17 protein-coding genes are annotated in these 17,860 nt (G+C 72.6%); 8 read left to right on the forward strand and 9 right to left on the reverse strand.

Going from position 1 to position 17,860, the window contains the following annotated elements:
* Positions 1-25: 25 nt before the first annotated feature.
* The 3 genes from ACFYTT_RS18245 to fabG form a co-directional block, all read right to left on the reverse strand.
* Complete coding sequence (locus tag ACFYTT_RS18245) at positions 26-1,057, reverse strand: ferrochelatase (RefSeq protein ID WP_387260542.1); 1,032 nt, start codon at positions 1,055-1,057, stop codon at positions 26-28.
* Between the two features lie 146 nt (positions 1,058-1,203).
* A complete protein-coding gene (fabI, locus tag ACFYTT_RS18250) occupies positions 1,204-1,971 on the reverse strand; it encodes an enoyl-ACP reductase FabI (protein ID WP_131054929.1) in 768 nt (255 codons plus the stop codon).
* A 23-nt stretch (positions 1,972-1,994) separates the two neighbouring features.
* The gene (gene fabG / locus ACFYTT_RS18255; protein ID WP_357218369.1) at positions 1,995-2,699 is read right to left on the reverse strand and encodes a 3-oxoacyl-ACP reductase FabG; all 705 of its coding nucleotides are present in this window, start codon (positions 2,697-2,699) and stop codon (positions 1,995-1,997) included.
* Positions 2,700-3,099: 400 nt separating this feature from the next.
* On the opposite strand from fabG, the gene ACFYTT_RS18260 reads away from it, so the two are divergent.
* A complete protein-coding gene (locus ACFYTT_RS18260; RefSeq protein WP_161595013.1) occupies positions 3,100-3,255 on the forward strand; it encodes a hypothetical protein in 156 nt (51 codons plus the stop codon).
* 30 nt (positions 3,256-3,285) lie between these two features.
* Here ACFYTT_RS18260 and ACFYTT_RS18265 read toward each other — a convergent pair whose 3' ends face one another.
* The 3 genes from ACFYTT_RS18265 to ACFYTT_RS18275 are packed head-to-tail and all read right to left on the reverse strand — an operon-like array spanning position 3,286 to position 6,328.
* Positions 3,286-4,236 (reverse strand): VWA domain-containing protein, encoded by a 951-nt coding sequence (locus ACFYTT_RS18265; RefSeq protein WP_131054927.1) that lies wholly within the window; start codon positions 4,234-4,236, stop codon positions 3,286-3,288.
* Positions 4,233-5,246 (reverse strand): DUF58 domain-containing protein, encoded by a 1,014-nt coding sequence (locus ACFYTT_RS18270; RefSeq protein ID WP_357218365.1) that lies wholly within the window; start codon positions 5,244-5,246, stop codon positions 4,233-4,235. Before ACFYTT_RS18270 ends, ACFYTT_RS18265 begins: the two co-directional genes overlap by 4 nt.
* Positions 5,225-6,328, reverse strand: a complete 1,104-nt coding sequence (locus ACFYTT_RS18275; protein ID WP_131057174.1) for a MoxR family ATPase — start codon at positions 6,326-6,328, stop codon at positions 5,225-5,227. The genes ACFYTT_RS18270 and ACFYTT_RS18275 overlap by 22 nt, the downstream gene beginning before the upstream one ends.
* Before the next feature lie 236 nt (positions 6,329-6,564).
* On the opposite strand from ACFYTT_RS18275, the gene ACFYTT_RS18280 reads away from it, so the two are divergent.
* From ACFYTT_RS18280 to ACFYTT_RS18290, 3 genes are all read left to right on the forward strand, one after another.
* Complete coding sequence (locus ACFYTT_RS18280; RefSeq protein ID WP_357218361.1) at positions 6,565-6,795, forward strand: hypothetical protein; 231 nt, start codon at positions 6,565-6,567, stop codon at positions 6,793-6,795.
* A gap of 135 nt (positions 6,796-6,930) precedes the next feature.
* On the forward strand, positions 6,931-7,452 hold the full coding sequence (locus ACFYTT_RS18285) for a PH domain-containing protein (RefSeq protein WP_131057178.1): 522 nt from the start codon (positions 6,931-6,933) through the stop codon (positions 7,450-7,452).
* Between the two features lie 362 nt (positions 7,453-7,814).
* Positions 7,815-9,134 (forward strand): PH domain-containing protein, encoded by a 1,320-nt coding sequence (locus tag ACFYTT_RS18290; RefSeq protein WP_254877069.1) that lies wholly within the window; start codon positions 7,815-7,817, stop codon positions 9,132-9,134.
* A gap of 92 nt (positions 9,135-9,226) precedes the next feature.
* Here the strand turns inward: ACFYTT_RS18290 and ACFYTT_RS18295 are convergent, their stop codons facing one another.
* Complete coding sequence (locus tag ACFYTT_RS18295; RefSeq protein WP_176094606.1) at positions 9,227-10,258, reverse strand: phosphatase PAP2 family protein; 1,032 nt, start codon at positions 10,256-10,258, stop codon at positions 9,227-9,229.
* Between the two features lie 161 nt (positions 10,259-10,419).
* Here ACFYTT_RS18295 and ACFYTT_RS18300 point away from each other — a divergent pair, with 161 nt between their 5' ends.
* Positions 10,420-10,824 (forward strand): thioesterase family protein, encoded by a 405-nt coding sequence (locus ACFYTT_RS18300; RefSeq protein ID WP_387260549.1) that lies wholly within the window; start codon positions 10,420-10,422, stop codon positions 10,822-10,824.
* Complete coding sequence (locus ACFYTT_RS18305) at positions 10,821-11,651, forward strand: MBL fold metallo-hydrolase (protein WP_387260552.1); 831 nt, start codon at positions 10,821-10,823, stop codon at positions 11,649-11,651. Before ACFYTT_RS18300 ends, ACFYTT_RS18305 begins: the two co-directional genes overlap by 4 nt.
* An 18-nt stretch (positions 11,652-11,669) precedes the next feature.
* On the opposite strand, the gene ACFYTT_RS18310 is transcribed toward ACFYTT_RS18305, so the two are convergent.
* Entirely contained in the window at positions 11,670-12,605 is a 936-nt protein-coding gene (locus ACFYTT_RS18310) for a carbohydrate kinase (RefSeq protein WP_176094609.1), read from the reverse strand.
* A 414-nt stretch (positions 12,606-13,019) separates the two neighbouring features.
* On the opposite strand from ACFYTT_RS18310, the gene ACFYTT_RS18315 reads away from it, so the two are divergent.
* Positions 13,020-14,105, forward strand: a complete 1,086-nt coding sequence (locus tag ACFYTT_RS18315; RefSeq protein WP_387260996.1) for a lytic polysaccharide monooxygenase — start codon at positions 13,020-13,022, stop codon at positions 14,103-14,105.
* Between the two features lie 63 nt (positions 14,106-14,168).
* On the opposite strand, the gene asnB is transcribed toward ACFYTT_RS18315, so the two are convergent.
* The gene (gene asnB / locus ACFYTT_RS18320; protein WP_131056236.1) at positions 14,169-16,130 is read right to left on the reverse strand and encodes an asparagine synthase (glutamine-hydrolyzing); all 1,962 of its coding nucleotides are present in this window, start codon (positions 16,128-16,130) and stop codon (positions 14,169-14,171) included.
* 112 nt (positions 16,131-16,242) lie between these two features.
* Here asnB and ACFYTT_RS18325 point away from each other — a divergent pair, with 112 nt between their 5' ends.
* The gene (locus tag ACFYTT_RS18325) at positions 16,243-17,724 is read left to right on the forward strand and encodes an aminopeptidase P family protein (RefSeq protein WP_387260556.1); all 1,482 of its coding nucleotides are present in this window, start codon (positions 16,243-16,245) and stop codon (positions 17,722-17,724) included.
* The last annotated feature ends 136 nt before the right edge of the window (positions 17,725-17,860 follow it).

Genomic DNA, 17,860 nt, shown 5'->3' on the forward strand with positions numbered 1-17,860 from the left:
CTGGGGTGTCGGGCCGTCGGTGCGGTCAGGACGGACGGCGCGGCGGGACGCAGCAGACCGTGGGGCAGGTGTCCCACATCGGCAGCTCGCCGAGGCGACGGCGCAGCTGCGCGCCGTCCGGGTCGATCCGCTCCCGGACCAGTTCCCGCACCATGGTCACGTAGCGCGGGTCGACGCCGGGGGTGGCGGCCCGGACGAAGTCCAGGCCGAGCTGCTTGGCGGTGTCCAACGCCTCGGTGTCCAGGTCCCACACCACCTCCAGGTGGTCCGAGACGAACCCGATCGGGCTGACCACCACGCCGGTCACACCCTGCTCGGCGAGGGCGGTCAGGTGGTCGTTGACGTCCGGCTCCAGCCACGGCACGTGCGGCGGGCCGGATCGGCTCTGCCAGACCAGGTCGTAGGGCAGGTCCGGGGCCGCTGCGGCGTGCACCAGCCGCGCCGTCTCGGCGAGCTGGGCGGTGTACCGGCCGCCGTGCGGACCGGCGCTGTCGGCCGCCGAGGTCGGCACCGAGTGGGCCGTGAAGACCAGCCGGGTGCTGTCCCGACGTGCCGGGTCGAGCCGGGTCAGGGCCTCGCGTACCGCGTCGACGTGCGGCTCGACGAAACCGGGATGGTCCCAGAACTGGCGCAGCTTCTCGATCACCGGCGCGTCGGCACCGACCGCCGCCCGGGCGGCGGTGACGTCCTCCTGGTACTGCCGGCAGGAGGAGTACCCGCCGTAGGCGCTGGTGACGAACGCCAGCGCCCGCCGTACGCCGTCGTCGCGCATCTGCGCCACGGTGTCGGCGAGCATAGGGTGCCAGTTCCGGTTGCCCCAGTAGACCGGCAGGTCGAGATCGTGGGCGGCGAAGTCCGCGCGGATCGCCGCGAGCAGGTCCCGACACTGCTGGTTGATCGGCGAGACCCCACCGAAGTGCTGGTAGTGCTCGGCCACCTCGGCCAGCCGCTCCGGCGGCACGCCCCGGCCCCGGGTCACGTTCTGGAGGAAGGGCAGCACGTCGTCCGGCCCCTCCGGGCCACCGAAGGAGAGCAGGACCACCGCGTCGTACGCCATGGACCCATTCTTGCCGGTGGCCGGCGGCGCCCCGGCAACGCCCCCGGGTCGCCGGCGGTAACGCCGCCGGGTCCCGGACGTTAGGAAGGGTCCCCTGCTATACCGCAGGCGGTAGCAGGGGACCCTTCCTTACATGCCTTACATGCCTAGGCACCGATGGCGTGATAGCCGCCGTCGACGTGCACGATCTCGCCCGTGGTGGCCGGGAACCAGTCGGACAGCAGCGCCAGACAGGCGCGCGCGGCCGGTTCCTGGTCGGCCAGGTTCCAGCCCAGCGGGGCCCGCTCGGACCAGGCGTCCTCGAACTGCTCGAAGCCGGGGATCGACTTGGCGGCCATGGTGCGCAGCGGCCCGGCGGCGACCAGGTTGCTGCGGATGCCCTGCTTGCCCAGGTGCAGGGCGAGGTAGCGGGAGGCGGACTCCAGTCCGGCCTTGGCCACGCCCATCCAGTCGTAGACCGGCCACGCCTGAGTCGCGTCGAAGGTCAGGCCGACCACCGCGCCGCCCGGCGACATCAGCGGCAGCGCCGCCGTCGCGAGCGACTTGTACGAGTACGTGGAGACGTGCAGCGCGGTCGCCACGTCCTCCCAGGAGGCGTCGAGGAAGCCGCCGCCGAGGCAGCTCTGCGGGGCGAACCCGATCGAGTGCACCACCCCGTCGAGCCCGTCCACGTGCTCCCGGACCTTGTCGGCCAGCCCGGCCAGGTGCGCGGGGTCGGTCACGTCCAACTCGATGACGGGCGCCGGCTCCGGCAGCCGCTTGGCGATCCGCTGCACCAGCGAGAGCCGGCCGTACCCGGTGAGCACGACCTGCGCGCCGTTCTCCTGGGCGAGCTTCGCCACCGAGAAGGCGATGGAGGCGTCGGTGATGACGCCGGTGACGAGCAGCCGCTTACCGGCCAGCAGTCCGGACATTACTCATTCCTCCGTGCTCAGGGTCAGTGGCCCATGCCGAGGCCGCCGTCGACCGGGATGACCGCGCCGGAGACGTACCCGGCGCCGTCGCCGGCCAGCCAGGTGACCACCGCGGCGACCTCGTCCGGCGCGGCCATCCGACCGGCCGGGATCGACTTGAGGATCTCCGCCTTGCGGTCCGCGCTCAGTCCCGCGGTCATGTCGGTCTCGATGAAGCCGGGCGCGACGACGTTGGCGGTGATGTTCCGGGTGCCCAACTCCCGGGTGATCGAGCGGGCCACCCCGACCAGGCCGGCCTTGCTGGCCGCGTAGTTGACCTGCCCGGCGCCGCCGGAGAGGCCGACCACCGAGGAGACGAAGATCATGCGTCCCCACTTGGCCCGCAGCATCTTCCCCGAGGCGCGCTTGGCGCAGCGGTACGCACCGGTCAGGTTGGTGTCCAGCACCCGGGTGAACTGCTCCTCGGACATCCGCAGCAGCAGCGTGTCGTCGGTGATACCGGCGTTGGCGACCAGCACCTCCACCGGCCCCAACTCCGCCTCGACCGCGCTGAACGCGGCGTCGACCGACTCGGCGTCGGTGATGTCGCACCGCACACCGAACAGCCCCTCCGGCGCCCCGCTGCCCCGGTGGGTGATCGCCACCCGGTCGCCCTGCTTGGCGAACGCCTGGGCGATGGCCAGACCGATTCCGCGGTTGCCGCCGGTAACCAGCACAGTTCGAGACACGGTGGGTCCTCTCCGGAAGATCGCTGCGGGTTGGAGACTAGGCGCTACCGCACGGTAATCACTAACCCGCCCCGCCCGACACCGGCACCATCCGCGCCGATCGGAGCCGGGCCGCCGGTGCGGTCGGCCGAGTGGGCCGGTACGCCACCACGGGTGTACGATCATCGCGTTTGCGGGCCGCCCGGCGGCACCGCTCGTCCGGACCCCGACCGCAGGAGGTGATCGCTGTGCGAGATAGCGATCCTCCCAGTCGTGGCCGGGCCGACCGCCAGTCACGCTGAGCACCGCTCCGCCTGATCTGGCCCCGCTCCCCACGCACCCCCTGCGCCACCGCCCGGCCCACCCGCCGGGGCGACGGAACGCGCGGGTGCGCCCGGAAGCCGTTCGGTCACGACTTCGTGTGCGCCTCCTCGATCCACCCCCACGCGGTCCACCCCGCCCGGACCGCCGTCGCCACCCGGAGCGTTCCATGAGCCGTTACGTCGCCCCGCTGGGCTTCACCCTCGCCGCCGTCTGGGTGGCCGTGCTCTTCGTGCTGGCCAGCAGCACCCACTGACCGCACGACCCGACCGCACGGCCGCGCCGGTCAGAGCATCCGGGACGACCAGAGCAGGCTGAACGCCCCGGCGCAGAGCGCCAGCAACAGGGCGATGCCGGCGTACCACTGGGTGATCTCCCGCGCCTCGGTCCGGAAACCGATCGAGCTGCCCATGTCCTGGTACACCTGCTTGAGCTCGGTGACCGTGGCCGCCTCGTAGAAGTAGCCCTCGGTCGTCTCGGCCAACTCGGCCAACGCCATCCGGTCCACCGGCACCCGCTGCAACTGCCCACCGATGTCCACGTGCCCTGTGTCGGTGCCGAAGGCGATGGTGGAGACCGGTACGTTCGCCGCCTGCGCCGCCGCAGCCGCCTCCTCCACCGACCGACCGGCCGTGCGGAAGCCGTCGGAGAGCAGCACGATCCGGGCCGGCGGGATACCCGCCGCACCGTCGGCCGGCACCGAGCGGATCGCCTCCAGGCAGGTGAAGACCGCCTCACCGGTGGCGGTCGCCTCGGCCAGCACCAGCCCGTCGATGGCACTGGTCACCGCCGGGCGGTCCTTGGTCGGCGGCACCAGCACGTTGGCCGACTTCGCGAACGACACCAGCCCGACGTTGTAGCTCTCGGGCAGTTCCCCGACGAACTGCTTGGCCGCCTCCTGCGCGGCCTCCAGCCGGCTCGGCGCCACGTCGTCCGCCTGCATCGACAGCGACACGTCGATGGCCAGCATGATCGTGGCCCGCTCCAGCGGCTCCCGGGTGTCCATCGCCGGACGGGCCAGCGCACCGGCCAGCACCAGCAGGGCCAGCAGGAACGCGGTCGCGGGTACGTGCCGACGCCAGCCCAACCCCTTCGGCGCCACGGTCCGCAGCAGGTCGACGTTGGTGAACCGCATCGCGTACTCGCGGCGGCGGAACTGCCGCCACACGTACAACGCGGCGAGGGCCAGCACCGGCAGCACCGCCAGCAGCCACCACGGTTGGAGCAGTCGGATCATCGTGTCGTCCCCCGGGTGCGGGCGTGCCGCTGGGCGGCCACGAAACGCACCATGTCCAGCAGCCAGTCTCGGTCCGTACGAAGTCGCAGGTGCGCGGCGCCGGCCGCGCGCATCGCGGCGGAGATCTCCGCCCGCTGGGCGGCAGCGGCCGCCGCGTAGCGGTGCCGCAGGCTCGGGTCGGCGGTCTGCACCTCGTGCAGTTCCCCGGTCTCCGGGTCCACCACCGGCAACACCCCCACGTCCGGCAGTTCCAGCTCACGCGGGTCGACCACCTCGATCGCCAGCACGTCGTGGCGTACCCGCAGCTTGCGCAGCGGCCGGGCCCACTGGGCCGGCGGGGCGAGGAAGTCGGAGACGACCACCGCGACACCGCGTCGCCGCGGCGGGCGGTTGAGCATGTCGATCAGCGCACCGAGATCGCCCCGACCCGGCTGGATCGGGGTGCCGGCGATGGCGCGCAGCATGCCCTGTGCCTCCTTGCGCCCGGACCGGGCGGGCAGCCGGACCAGACGCCCCGGCCCGGCCGGCTCGGGCGTCGCCCGCCAGCCCCGCCGGGCGGCGGGACGCTCACCGCCGCTGCCCACCACCGCACCGATCCGGTTGCCGCCCCGCACGGTCAGGTGCGTGATCGCCGCCACGGCGGCCACCACCACGTCCCGTTTGAGCCACCGGCCGGTGCCGAAGTCCAGGCTGGCCGAGAGGTCCACCGCCAGCCACGTCTCCAACTCCCGGTCGGCCACCGTACGCCGCACGTGCGCCGTGGTGGTCCGCGCGGTCACCGGCCAGTCCATCCGCCGGACGTCGTCACCGGGCCGGTACTCCCGCGACTCCCCCGCCTCGCTGCCCGGGCCGGGCAGCAGACCGGCGTAGTCGCCCTGCAACAGCCCGTCCAGCTTCCGGGTGACCATCAACTGCAAGCGGGACAGCACCGCGCCGGAGCGGTTGTCCGCCACGTTCGGTGGCTGCTGGGATGGAGGGGTGCTCGGGGTCACGGCCGCTGCCCGGGCCACCCCGAGGTCGGCGCCACCGCACCCGGTGGCGTGGCCTGCTGCCGGGGCGCGACCGACGGCAGCGGGATGGTCGACATCACCCGGTGCACCACGTGGTCGGCGGGCACGTCGTCGGCGAGCGCGTCGTAGCTGAGCACCAGGCGGTGACGCAGGATGTCCGGCGCGATGTCCTGCACGTCCTGCGGCAGGGCGTAGTCCCGGCCCCGCAGCAGCGCCAGCGCCCGGGTCGCCCGGACCAACCCGAGCGAGGCCCGTGGGCTGGCACCGTACTGAATCAGTTGCGCCACGTCGGGCATGCCGTGCTCGGCCGGCGTACGCGTGGCCAGCACCAGCCGGACCGCGTAGTCGACCAACGCGTTGTGCACGAAGACCTGGTCCGCCTTCTGTTGCAGGGCGATCAGGTCGGCGGTGTCGAAGACGGCGGTGGGTTCGGGCGGGGACACCCCCATCCGGTAGACGATCTCCCGCTCCTCGGCGTCGGTGGGATAGCCCACCACGATCTTCATGAGGAACCGGTCCCGCTGCGCCTCCGGCAGCGGGTAGACGCCCTCCTGCTCGATCGGGTTCTGCGTCGCCATCACCAGGAACGGATTGGGCACCCGGTGCGTCTCGCCGCCGATCGAGACCTGACGCTCGCTCATCACCTCCAGCAGCGCCGACTGCACCTTCGCCGGCGCCCGGTTGATCTCGTCGGCGAGCAGGAAGTTGACGAACACCGGCCCCAGCTCGACGTCGAACTTCTCGCTGGACTGCCGATAGATCCGGGTACCCATGATGTCGGCCGGCACCAGGTCCGGGGTGAACTGCACCCGGGCGAACGACCCGCCGACCACGCGGGCGAGCGTCTCCACCGCGAGCGTCTTGGCCACTCCGGGTACGCCCTCCAGCAGGCAGTGTCCCCGGGCCAGCAGCGCCACGAACATCCGTTCGACCATCCGGTCCTGCCCGACGATCACCCGCTTGATCTCGAACAGCGCCCGCTCCAGCAGCGTGGCGTCCTGGGCCGGAGTGGTCGGCGGCGAGACCGCCGGGGGCGTTGCCCCGTTCGGCGTCGGAGCGTCGGGCGTGGTCGGCTGGGCCACCGGTCCTCCACAGCGTGCTCGGTCGTAGCGGCGTGTGCGTCACCAAGCCTCGCATGCCCGACTGAGTACCGACTGTGGGAGCGACCGATTTCCGCCACGCCGTTGCCCGCCAGGCGAATCGCCGATCGCCAGTGGACAGATGCCGCCCCCGCGTGTGTACCATTCTTCCGTCGCCGGGCGGCTTCCCCCGTGGCCGCCCGGCGCTCACTCATTCCCGTCGCCCTAGACTGGGTGCGATGGACGATTCCGACACCTCCGCCGAGGCTCTGATCTGTTCGGCCCGTGGATGTCGCGCCTCCGCCGGGTGGGCACTGCGCTGGAACAACCCACGCCTGCACACGCCCGAGCGACGCAAGACGTGGCTCGCCTGTGACCTCCACCGTCCCTCACTCGGCGACTTCCTCACCGCGCGGGGCTTCCTGCGCGAGGTCACCCCGCTCCCGGGATCGCCTACGCTCGAAGAGTGAACGCGTACAACGGCTACTTGATGGTGAGCGCGAGGAGTGAGCTTGCGAGCCCCGCAGTCGCGAACGAAAGGTCGGCTCGGTGAGCGCGAGGAGTGAGCTTGCGAGCCCCGCAGTCGCGAACGAAAGACGTGCTCAGTGAGCGATGACGCCCCGAACGCCCCGGCATCGGCCGGGCCGCTCGAACCCTGGCCGGACACCGTACGGTGGCAGTCGATCTCGTCCGACCTGATCTGGGTGGAGCTGCTGCGGCTGTCCGCCGTGGTGGTCGTCGTCTCGGCGGGCATCGGCATCGGCTGGGCGCTCAGCGGCACCTGGCCGTTCGGCGCGGCGCTCGGTGCCGTGCTGCTGTTCGCGGTCTGGCGGGCGGTGACCATCGTCCGCGCGGTACGCGCCTGGGGCTACGCCGAACGTGAGGACGATCTCCTGGTCCGGCACGGGCTGCTGGTGCGCCGCCTGTCCATCGTGCCGTACTCCCGGATGCAGTTCGTCGACGTCAGCGCCGGTCCGTTGGAGCGCGCGTTCGACCTGGCGACCGTGCAGTTGCACACTGCGGCGGCCGCCAGTGACGCCCGCGTGCCGGGTCTGCGGCCGGCCGAGGCGTCCCGGCTGCGTGACCGGCTCACCGCGCTGGGCGAGGACCGGGCGGAAGGGCTGTGACGGGCCCGGTCGGGTCGGCACCGGACCGGCCCGAGCCCCGTACGGGCGACGTGGCGCCACCGGTCGCCCATCCGGGACCGCCCGGCACCCCCACGGCGCCGCCGCCGGAGCAGTCCCTGGGCGGGCCGCCGGCACGGCCCGAGACACCTGCCCCACCGGTCGTCGCCGGTGCGCCGTACCCGCACGCGACGCCCCACCAGCCGTACCCGCCATATCCGCCATATCCGCCCGGGACGCCCCACCAGCCGGGCGCGTCCTCCCCGCAGGGGGCGCCGTACCCGCACGGGGGGCCCTACCCGCACGGCGGGCCCTACCCGCCGTATCCCGGCGGTGCGCCGGACACGGCGCAGGCGCGGCAGCGGCTGCACCCGCTGAGCCCGGCGCTGCACGGCGCGAAGTCGCTGGCCGTGGTCATCGCCGGGCTGTCCTGGTCGACGCTGTCCCGGGTCGGGTTCGGGTGGTTCGTGACCATGGTGATCGTGCTCGCGCTCGGCGCGACCGTGCTGGCCGTGATCAGTTGGTACTACACGGGCTACCAGGTGGTGGGCCGGGAACTGCGTATCCACGAGGGGCTGCTCTGGCGACGGACCCGGGCCATTCCGCTGGAACGGCTCCAGGCCGTCGAGGTGGTCCGCCCGCTGCTGGCGCAGCTCACCGGCCTGGCCGAACTGCGGCTGGAGGTGGTCGGGGGCGGCAAGACGGAGGCGCCGCTGGCGTACCTCAGCGTCGCGGAGGCGTCCGCGTTGCGGCAGCGGTTGCTGGCGCTCGCGGGCGGGCCGGCCGTCGCCCCGGCCCGTCCGGACGCGGTGGCGTCGGGCGAGTCGGCGGACCAGGAGACGGCACCGGCGGACGACGGGACGGCCGGCCCGCCGCCGGGACGCCCGTTGCACGCGGTCGAGAACCGGGACCTGCTGATCAGCCAGTTGCTGACCCCGCAGGCGTTCCTGCTGCCGATCGGCGTGGCCTTCGTCACCGTGCAGTTCCTGTCCGAGGGATCGTGGTCGTTCATCGCGGTGGCGAGCACGCTGACCGCGATGGCGGGCATCCTGCTGCAACCCGTGCGTCGGGTGCTCGACGACTGGCGGTTCCAGCTCGCGCGGGACGCCGACCGGCTGCGCATCCGCAACGGCCTGCTGGAGACGCGGGTGCAGACGGTGCCGCTGCACCGGGTGCAGACGGTCGGGATGACCTGGCCGTTGCTCTGGCGGATGAAGGGCTGGCTGCGGATGCGCCTGGAGGTGGCGGGCTACGCCGCGGGCGAGGCCGACCAGCGCAACCGACCGGACCGTCTGCTGCCCGTGGGGGACCTGGCGACCGGCGAGATCATCCTCGCCGAGGTGCTGCCTGGGGTCACCCTGGCGTCGTTGCCGCTGGTCCCGCCGCCGACCCGGGCCCGCTGGGTGAACCCGCTGAGCCGTCAGGTGCTCGGCGCGGGGCTGACCGACGAGGTCTTCGCCGTCCGGTCCGGGCTGCTCACCCGCCAACTGACGATGGTGCCGTACGCCCGGTTCCAGAGCGTCCGGGTGGTGCAGGGCCCGATCCAGCGGCTGCTCGGCCTGGCGACCGTGCACGTGGACACCGCCGGTGGGGCCGGCGCGGCGGCGGTCGACCGTGACCTCGCCGACGCCTGGGCGCTGGCGGCGGAGCTGACCGCCCGGGGTCGGGCCGCCCGTCGCGGCTAGGGCCTGTGTCGAAGTCCTCGGTCGAGCCGAGGCGGCCAGGGACTTCGACACAGGCCCCTAGGGCGGCCGGCGCGGGCCCGCGCGACGACCGGTCAGTGGGTGGCCGGGACCACCGGTGGTGCGGCCGGTGCGTCCCGGTCGTCCGGAGGTGGGTCGGTGGCGGCGGCCCGGCGGGCCTTGCGGCGCGACCACCACCGCTCGGCCGCGCCGACCGCCAGGAAGGTGATCCCGACGTACGCCCAGCCGACCAGCACGTCGATCACGTAGTGCTCGCCGCTGTAGACCAGGGTGAAGGTCATCGCCAGCGGGTACGACAGCAGCAGCGGCCACCACCGGCGTCGCACGGTGTTCATGAAGAACAGCACCACGAACAGCGCGAACGCGGTGTGCAGCGACGGCATCGCGGCCACCGGGTTCGAGGCGAGCTGCCCGGCGTTGAGCAGGTTGCCGGCGCCGTGCATGCCGAACGCCCGCCAGCCCCGGGTGGAGATCCGGGCGACCTCCTCGATCAGCCCGTTCTGCGCCGCCCACCACGGCGGCGCGGCCGGGTACAGGAAATAGGTGACCAGGCCGGTGGCGCAGAGGAAGAACCAGCGCCGCATGAAGGCCGCCCACCGGCTGCGCTCACGCATCCAGAGCACGGTGGCGGCGGCCAGTGCCGCCACGAAGTGCGAGAAGTACACCCAGCTGACCAGGACGTCCCACCACCGCACCTCGGGGTGGTACAGGTGCTGCTGCAACCAGACGGTGGGCACCTGGCCGTCCATGGCCCAGCCGAACATCAACCGGTCCGCCAGGATCAGCTCGTACGCGTGCGGCACCGTCCCGTCGTGGTAGGCGAAGCCCCGGGACAGGTTGTAGGCGACCAGCAGCAGCACCACCGGCACCCAGTCCCGGGCGAAGCGCAGGTGACTGCGCCACGGGCGGGCGGAGTTCCAGGCGATGGTCCCCGCCCAGATCCAGAAGAACGCGTACAGCGGGTCGGTGGGCAGGCCGATGACGAGCCAGCCCGCCACGAAGGCGACGCTCCACAGCGACATCGCGATCACGCGGCGGCGACCGCCGTCGGGTGAGGCGGACGGCTCGGTCGGGGCCGGGGGCTGGGGGTCGGTCACGGCAGACATCGCGGACAAGGTTAACGGCGTACCCTGGGCCGCCCCACGCAGGACCACCTGCGTGCCGCGCCACCGTGTCGGAGCCGCCCACGGCGCTGCGGGCCGAGCCGGACGGGGGCCATCCGACGGCACGCGTCGCCGAGGGCGCGGCGAGCCCCTACGCTGTGGCCATGCAGGTGCAGTCGGATCTCGCCCTGACGCCGGGTCTGTCCGCCCGGGTCGAGTTGACCGTCACCGACGCCGACACCGCCGAGGCGGTCGGCTCCGGTGACGTACCGGTGCTCGGCACCCCCCGGGTGCTGGCGCTGGTCGAGGCGGCCACGGTGGCGGCGAGCGCGCCGCACCTGCCCGCCGGTGCGACCAGCGTGGGCACCCGGGTCGAGTTGACGCACCTGGCCGCCACGCCGGTGGGCCGGACGGTGGTGGCGCAGGCCACCCTGACCACGGTCGACCGGCGCCGGCTGGTCTTCGACGTCGAGGTGACCGAGGGTGGGCAGCGGGTGGCCGAGGGCCGGGTGGAACGGGTCGTGGTCGACCGGCAGCGGTTCGTCGAACGCGCCGGCCGACCGTCGTGACGGTCCGCTTCGTCGAGGTCGCCGACCGGGTGCACGTGCTGTGCGAGCCCCTGCTCGCGGTCAACGTCACGCTGGTGTGCGGCGACGGCGCGGCGCTGCTGGTCGACACGCTCTCCAGCGCGCGGCAGGCCGCCGAGTTGGCCGCCGCCGTACGGGCGGTCACCGGTGACCCGCTGACGATCGTCAACACCCACCACCACTACGACCACTGGTTCGGCAACGCCACGTTCGCCGCCGACCCGCCCCGCCCGGTGTGGGCGCACGACCGCGCCGCCGAGGTGATGAGCGGCGATCCGGACGAGCTGCGCCGCCAGGCGTACGCGGAACTGCGCGACGCGCATGCGGGGCTGGCCGCCGAGTTGGCCGACACGCCGCTGCTGGCACCCACCCGTACGGTCCGGACCGAGGCGACCCTCGACGTCGGCGGCCGACGGGTGGTGCTGCGGCATCCGGGGCACGGCCACACCGACGCCGACCTGGTGGTGCAGGTGCCCGACGCCGACGTGCTGGTCGCCGGGGACCTGGTGGAGCAGTCCGGCCCACCGGCGTTCGAGGACTCCTTCCCGTTGCAGTGGCCCGACGCGGTGGCCGAGTTGCTGCGGTGGACCACCCCGGCGACGGTCGTGGTGCCCGGGCACGGTGAGCCGGTCGACGCCGAGTTCGTCCGGGCACAGCACACCCAGCTGGCCGAGATGGCCTGGCTGATCCGGGCCGGGCACACCGGCGGGGCACCGCCGGAGCGGGTCGCCGCCGAGGCACCCTTCCCGGCCCGCCCGGCGCTGATCGCGGCCCGCCGTGGCTACGCCGAGCTGGACGGCACCGCCTGATCCGTGGACCCGGCGCTCTCAGCCGGTGAAGCGCTCGCGGACCTGCGCCCGGGTCGGCATGGCCACGGCCCCGCCCGGCCGTTCGCAGACGAGACCGGCGACGCGCAACGCGAAGGCCACCCGCTCGGTCCAGCCGCCCGGCTCGGCGGGCTCGCCGTCGACGAGCAGGTCGGCGACGAGCGCGGCCATCACCGAGTCGCCCGCGCCGGTGGCGTCGACCGCGTGCACCCTGGGCGCGGGTACGCGTACCGGATCGGCGCCGGCGGCGGCGACCACCGCGCCCTCGGGGCCCAGGGTGACCACGACGGTGCCCGCGCCCACCTCGCGCAGGTACGCCGCCACCGACTCCACCGGCTGGCCGGGGTAGAGCAGTTCCGCGTCGGCGGTGCTCAACTTGACCAGGTGCGCACCGGCGGCGAACTCGGCGACCACCCCGCGCAGTTCGGCCAGTGCCTGCGGGCCGTCCAGCAGTCGCGGACGGACGTTGGGGTCGAACACCCGCAGCCCGGGCGCCAGCGACCAGGCCCGGCGGGCGGCGGCCAGGGTGGTCGGCGCCAGCAGCACGATCGACCCGCAGTAGAGCACGTCGGCGTCCTCGACCAGGGTCGCATCGACGTCGTCGGCGGTCAGCACCGCGTAGGAGGGCGGATCGCCGTAGAAGCGGAAGTCCGGTTCCGGACCGGAGAAGGTGGTGACCGCCAACGTGGTCGGCACCGGGGCGGTGAGCGTCCCGGCCGTGCCGACCCGCTCGGCGGCCAGCAGGTCGCGGATCCGCCCGGCGAGCACGTCGTCGCCGAGCGAGCCGACGAACTGCACCGCGCCGCCGAGGCGGGCGACGCCGACGGCGACGTTCAGCGGGCCGCCGCCGACGGCCTGCCGGAAGACGCGGCCACCCTCGCTCTCGGTGTCGAGCAGGTCGACGAGCGCCTCACCGAGCACCACTGCGTATCCCATCCCGGTCCCTTCCGTCGGCCGTCCGCTGCCGCCCAGGCTGGCACAGCGATCCGCCGCCGGGCATGCACGCCACGGTATTGGCGCGTACCGGCCGACGCGAACCGACGTCGTGCACATCGAGGAACAGCTATTGCGTCGACCGCGTCGGCGTGCTGGGATGGTGGTGCCGGATGGCGCGGGGGCTGCGCGTCATCGGCGCCGGGTCATGGACGCGAGGGCATACGTACGCGTCGACATATCACCGGCGGCATCGTGCCGGGAGGGCATAGACCCCGTGCACACGTCGCCGCTTCGTCGCATTCGCCCCTAGCTGCGGGAGCGAGCTTTCATCCTCCCGCGCGCTTCGGCGGGGCCACCCCGCACGGTGTGCCCCGCGAGTCAGGAGAACCTGTGCACCGACCTCGTCTGGCCGCGATGTTCTTCGCGGCCGTCACCCTCGCCGCGAGCGCGGTCGTCGCCGTGACGGCCAGCCCCGACCCGGCCGCCGCGCACGGCGCGGCGATGACGCCGGGCGCCCGCACGTTCCTGTGCTGGCGCGACGGCCTCTCCCCCACCGGGGAGATCCGGCCGCAGAACCCGGCCTGTTCCGCCGCGGTCGCCCAGTCCGGTGCCAACTCGCTGTACAACTGGTTCAGCGTGCTGCGCTCGGACGCCAACGGGCGGACCACCGGCTTCATCCCCGACGGCCAGCTCTGCAGCGGCGGCGCCACCGGCTTCCGCGGCTTCGACCTGGCCCGTAACGACTGGCCGATCACCCACCTGACCGCCGGCCGGTCCATCGAGTTCCGGTACAGCAACTGGGCGCACCACCCGGGCACGTTCTACTTCTACGTGACCAAGAACAGCTGGAGCCCGACCCGGGCGCTGGCCTGGAGCGACCTGGAGGAGCAGCCGTTCCTGACGGTGACCAACCCGCCGCAGCGCGGCGCGGTCGGCACCAACGACGGCCACTACTACTTCACCGGGACCCTGCCGGCCAACAAGACCGGCCGACACATCATCTACTCGCGGTGGGTCCGCTCGGACAGCCAGGAGAACTTCTTCGGCTGCTCCGACGTGGCCTTCGACGGTGGCAACGGTGAGGTGACCGGGATCGGTGGCGGCACGACCCCGCCGCCCACCACCCCGCCGCCCACCACGCCTCCGCCGACCACCCCGCCGCCCACCACGCCGCCGCCCACCACCCCGCCGCCCGGCACCGGTGGCTGCGCTGCCACCCTGCGGGTGACCAGCACCTGGTCCGGTGGTTTCCAGGGCGAGGTCGAGGTTCGGAACAACGGCACCGCGGCGCTCAACGGCTGGACCGCGAGCTGGACCTGGCCGAGCGGCCAGCAGATCAGCCAGGTCTGGAACGCGACCCAGACCTCGTCCGGGTCGACGGTGTCCGCGACGAACGTCGCCTACAACGGAAGTCTCGGCGTCAACGGCAGCACGACGTTCGGCTTCCTGGCCAGCGGTAGCAGTACCTCGCTACCGACGGCCACCTGCTCCGCCCGCTGACGCGGTCGAACGCGAAACGGCCCCCCTGCGGATGTCCGCAGGGGGGCTCGTTCGTGTCCGGGGTCAGCGCACCATGGAGCCGACGACGGGCTTGGTGAGCAGCGCGGACTGGTTGCGCTGGATGCCCGGGTCCAGCGTCTTGGCCACGAAGATGGCGTGCCAGACGCAGAAGATCAGGACCGTCCACACCTTGCGGGAGTGGTCGGCCTCCTCGCGCTTGTGCTCGTCGAGCAGACGCAGCGCGTACGACAGGTCGAGCAGGTCTCCGGCGCCGGAGGTGCTCAACACGTGCCGGGCCCACTCGTACATCTCGCCGCGCAGCCAGACCCGGGTCGGGGTCGGGAAGCCCAACTTCTTGCGGTTGACGATGGCCGGCGGCACCACACCCTGCAACGCCTGGCGCATGGCGTACTTGGTGGCGTCCGAGCGGGGCGGCAGCTTGAGGTCGACCGGGATCTTCGCCGCGACCTCGAACACGTCCCGGTCGAGGAAGGGCACCCGCACCTCCAGCGAGTGCGCCATGGAGATCCGGTCGGCCTTGACCAGGATGTCCCCGCGCAGCCAGGTGTAGAGGTCGACGTACTGCATCTTGGTGACGTCGTCCAGCTCGGCGCACTCGGCGTAGATCGGCGCGGTCACGTCGGTGTAGCGCACCGAGGGGTCGTAGCGACGCAGCAGGTGCTGCTTCTCCTCCTCGGTGAACATCCGCGCGTTGCCGTAGTAGCGCTCCTCGATCGGGGTGGTGCCGCGCTCCAGGAAGCTCTTACCCTTGACGCCCTGCGGGATGGCCTTGGAGACCGCCCGCAGACCCTTCTGGACCCCGCCGGGCAGCCCGTTGACGCCGCTGAGCGACAGCGGCTCACGATAGATCGTGTACCCGCCGAAGAACTCGTCCGCGCCCTCGCCGGAGAGCACCACGGTGACGTGCTCGGCGGCCTTCTTGGCGACGAAGTAGAGCGGCACCAGCGCCGGGTCGGCGACCGGGTCGTCCAGGTGCCAGACGATCTTCGGCAGCGCGTCGATCATGTCCTGCGGCCCGATCTTCGTCGGGATCGTGGTCACGTCGAGGTGGCGGGCCGACTCCTGGGCGACGTCGATCTCCGAGTATCCGGGCACGTCGTAGCCGACGGTGAAGGTGAGGATGTTCGGGTTGAACTCGCGGGCCAACGCCACCACGGCGGTGGAGTCGATGCCGCTGGACAGGAACGACCCGACCGGCACGTCCGAACGCATGTGCATGCGGACGCTCTCGCGCAGCGTCTCACGGATCTCGTGGTAGAGCTTCTGCTCGTCGGCGACCGGGCCGGGCCGGAACACCGGCCGGTACCAGCGCCGCACGTCGATCCGGCCACCCGGGGTCCAGGTGAGGTACTCACCCGAGCCGATCCGGCTGATCCCCCGGTGCAGGGTGCCCGGCTCGGGGACGTACTGCAGGGTCAGGTAGTGGCTCAGGTTCGCGGTATCCACCCCGGCGTCCCCGGCGTACGCGGACTGCGCGAACGGCAGCAGGGCCTTCTTCTCCGAGGCGAGGTAGAGCCCGTCGGCGGTCTCCAGGTAGTGCAGCGGCTTGATGCCGTAGTAGTCGCGGGCGCCGAACGCCCGGCGCTCCTGCCGGTCCCAGATGACGAAGGCGAACATGCCACGCAACCGGGTGAGCACCTGCTCGCCCCAGTAGTGGTAGCCGGCGACGATCACCTCGCCGTCACCGTTGGTGGCGAACCGGGCCCCGTAGTCGCGGATCAGCTCCTCGCGCAGCTCGATGTAGTTGTAGATCTCGCCGTTGAAGGTGAGCAGGTAACGGCCGTCGGCGTAGGGCAGCGGCTCGTGGCTGAGCGCCACGTCGATGATCGCGAGCCGTTTGTGGGCGAACACCCCGTCCGCGTACCGGCCGGAGGCGTCCCCGACCACCTCGACGCCGGTCTCGTCCGGGCCACGGTGGTGCAGGCATTCCAGCGCTGCGGCGATGTTGTCGCGGTGGGCGGCGGCGTCGCCGCGGGCACTGAAAAAGGCCAGGAGTCCGCACATGGCCGTCATCTTTCCACGCGTCCGGATCGGGCGGCGCGGCACTGCCGGCCTCTGGACCGGAACGGGTTTCGGGGTACCGTCGGCACCAGCGATGCGGCGAAGGGAGCGGGGAATGACCGAGGAGCGCACCGACGGCAAGCCGGCCGACGGCACGGAGTCTCACGACCCGGACTTCCCACCGGCGTTCCTGTCGTTCATGCGGCAGGGGTGGCGGGACACCGGGCTGCCGGTCGGCCCCCGACCGGAGGTACCGAACTACGCCAAGCGTCGCGCGGCGCTCTCCGCGGCCTTCCCCGGCGAGACGCTGGTGATCCCCACCGGCGGCGAGAAGGTCCGCGCCAACGACACCGAGTACCGGTTCCGTCCGGGCAGCGACTTCGCGTACCTGACCGGGGACTACGACCCGGACGGGGTCCTGGTGCTGCGGCCCGACGGCTCCGGGCACGACGCCACCCTGTTCATGCGTCCCCGCTCCTCACGCGAGACCGACGAGTTCTTCCGCAGCCGCCACGGTGAGCTGTGGGTGGGCCGCCGGCACACGCTGGCGGAGAAGTCGACCGAGCTGGGGCTCCCCACCGCCGACCTGACGGAGCTGGAGGCGACGCTGGGCGACCTGGCCCCGGCGCGGACCCGGGTGCTGCGCGGGTTCGACGCCTCGGTGGACTCGGCCGTGCGCCCGTACGACGGGTCGCGGGCCGACGGTCAGCCGGCCCGCGACCGGGAGCTCGCGATCGCCGTGGCGGAGTTGAAGCTGGTCAAGGACGAGTGGGAGATCGCCCAGCTCCAGGACGCGATCGACGCGACGGTACGCGGCTTCGAGGACGTGGCCCGGGTGCTGCCGGCCGACCGGGGCGTCTCGGAGCGGCTGCTGGAGGGCGTCTTCGCGCTACGCGCCCGGCACGACGGCAACGACGTCGGGTACGGCTCGATCGTCGGCTCCGGCGAGCACGCCACGATCCTGCACTGGGTGCACAACCACGGTGTCACCCGTCCGGGTGAGCTGCTGCTGATGGACATGGGCGTGGAGGGGAACCACCTCTACACCGCCGACGTGACCCGGGTACTCCCGGTCGACGGCCGGTTCACCCCGTTGCAGCGCCAGGTCTACGACATCGTGTACGCCTCTCAGCAGGCCGGCATCGACGTCATCAAGCCGGGCGTGAAGTTCAAGGACGTCCACCTGACCTGCATGCGGGTGCTCGCCGAGGGGTTGGCCGAGCTGGGGCTGCTGCCGGTGAGTGTGGACGAGGCGATGGACGAGTCGTCGACCGTGTACCGGCGGTGGACGCTGCACGGCTTCGGGCACATGCTCGGCATCGACGTGCACGACTGCTCCCACGCGCGCAAGGAGAAGTACCGGGACGGGGAGCTGGGCGAGGGGTATGTGCTCACCGTCGAGCCGGGGCTGTACTTCCAGCCGGAGGACGAGCTGGTGCCGGAGGAGCTGCGGGGTGTCGGCATCCGGATCGAGGACGACATCCTGGTCACCTCGGCCGGTGCGGTGAACCTGTCGGCCGGCCTGCCGCGCCGGGCCGACGAGGTGGAGACCTGGCTGGCCGAGCAGCGCGAGGCGGGCCCCCGCCTGCCGGGCTGACCCGTACGACCCGCCGAAGGGCGGGCCTTTCCAGTGGCGGACGCTCGCCGCTGCGGAGGGCCCGCCCTTCGTCATGTCCCGGGTTGTCCGGCGCTTTCGGTGCCACTCCCCCCGATTGGCAGCCGCACGCCCGAAC

It is taken from the genome of Micromonospora sp. NPDC003816, assembly GCF_042874705.1.
In the GTDB taxonomy this organism is placed as follows: domain Bacteria; phylum Actinomycetota; class Actinomycetes; order Mycobacteriales; family Micromonosporaceae; genus Micromonospora.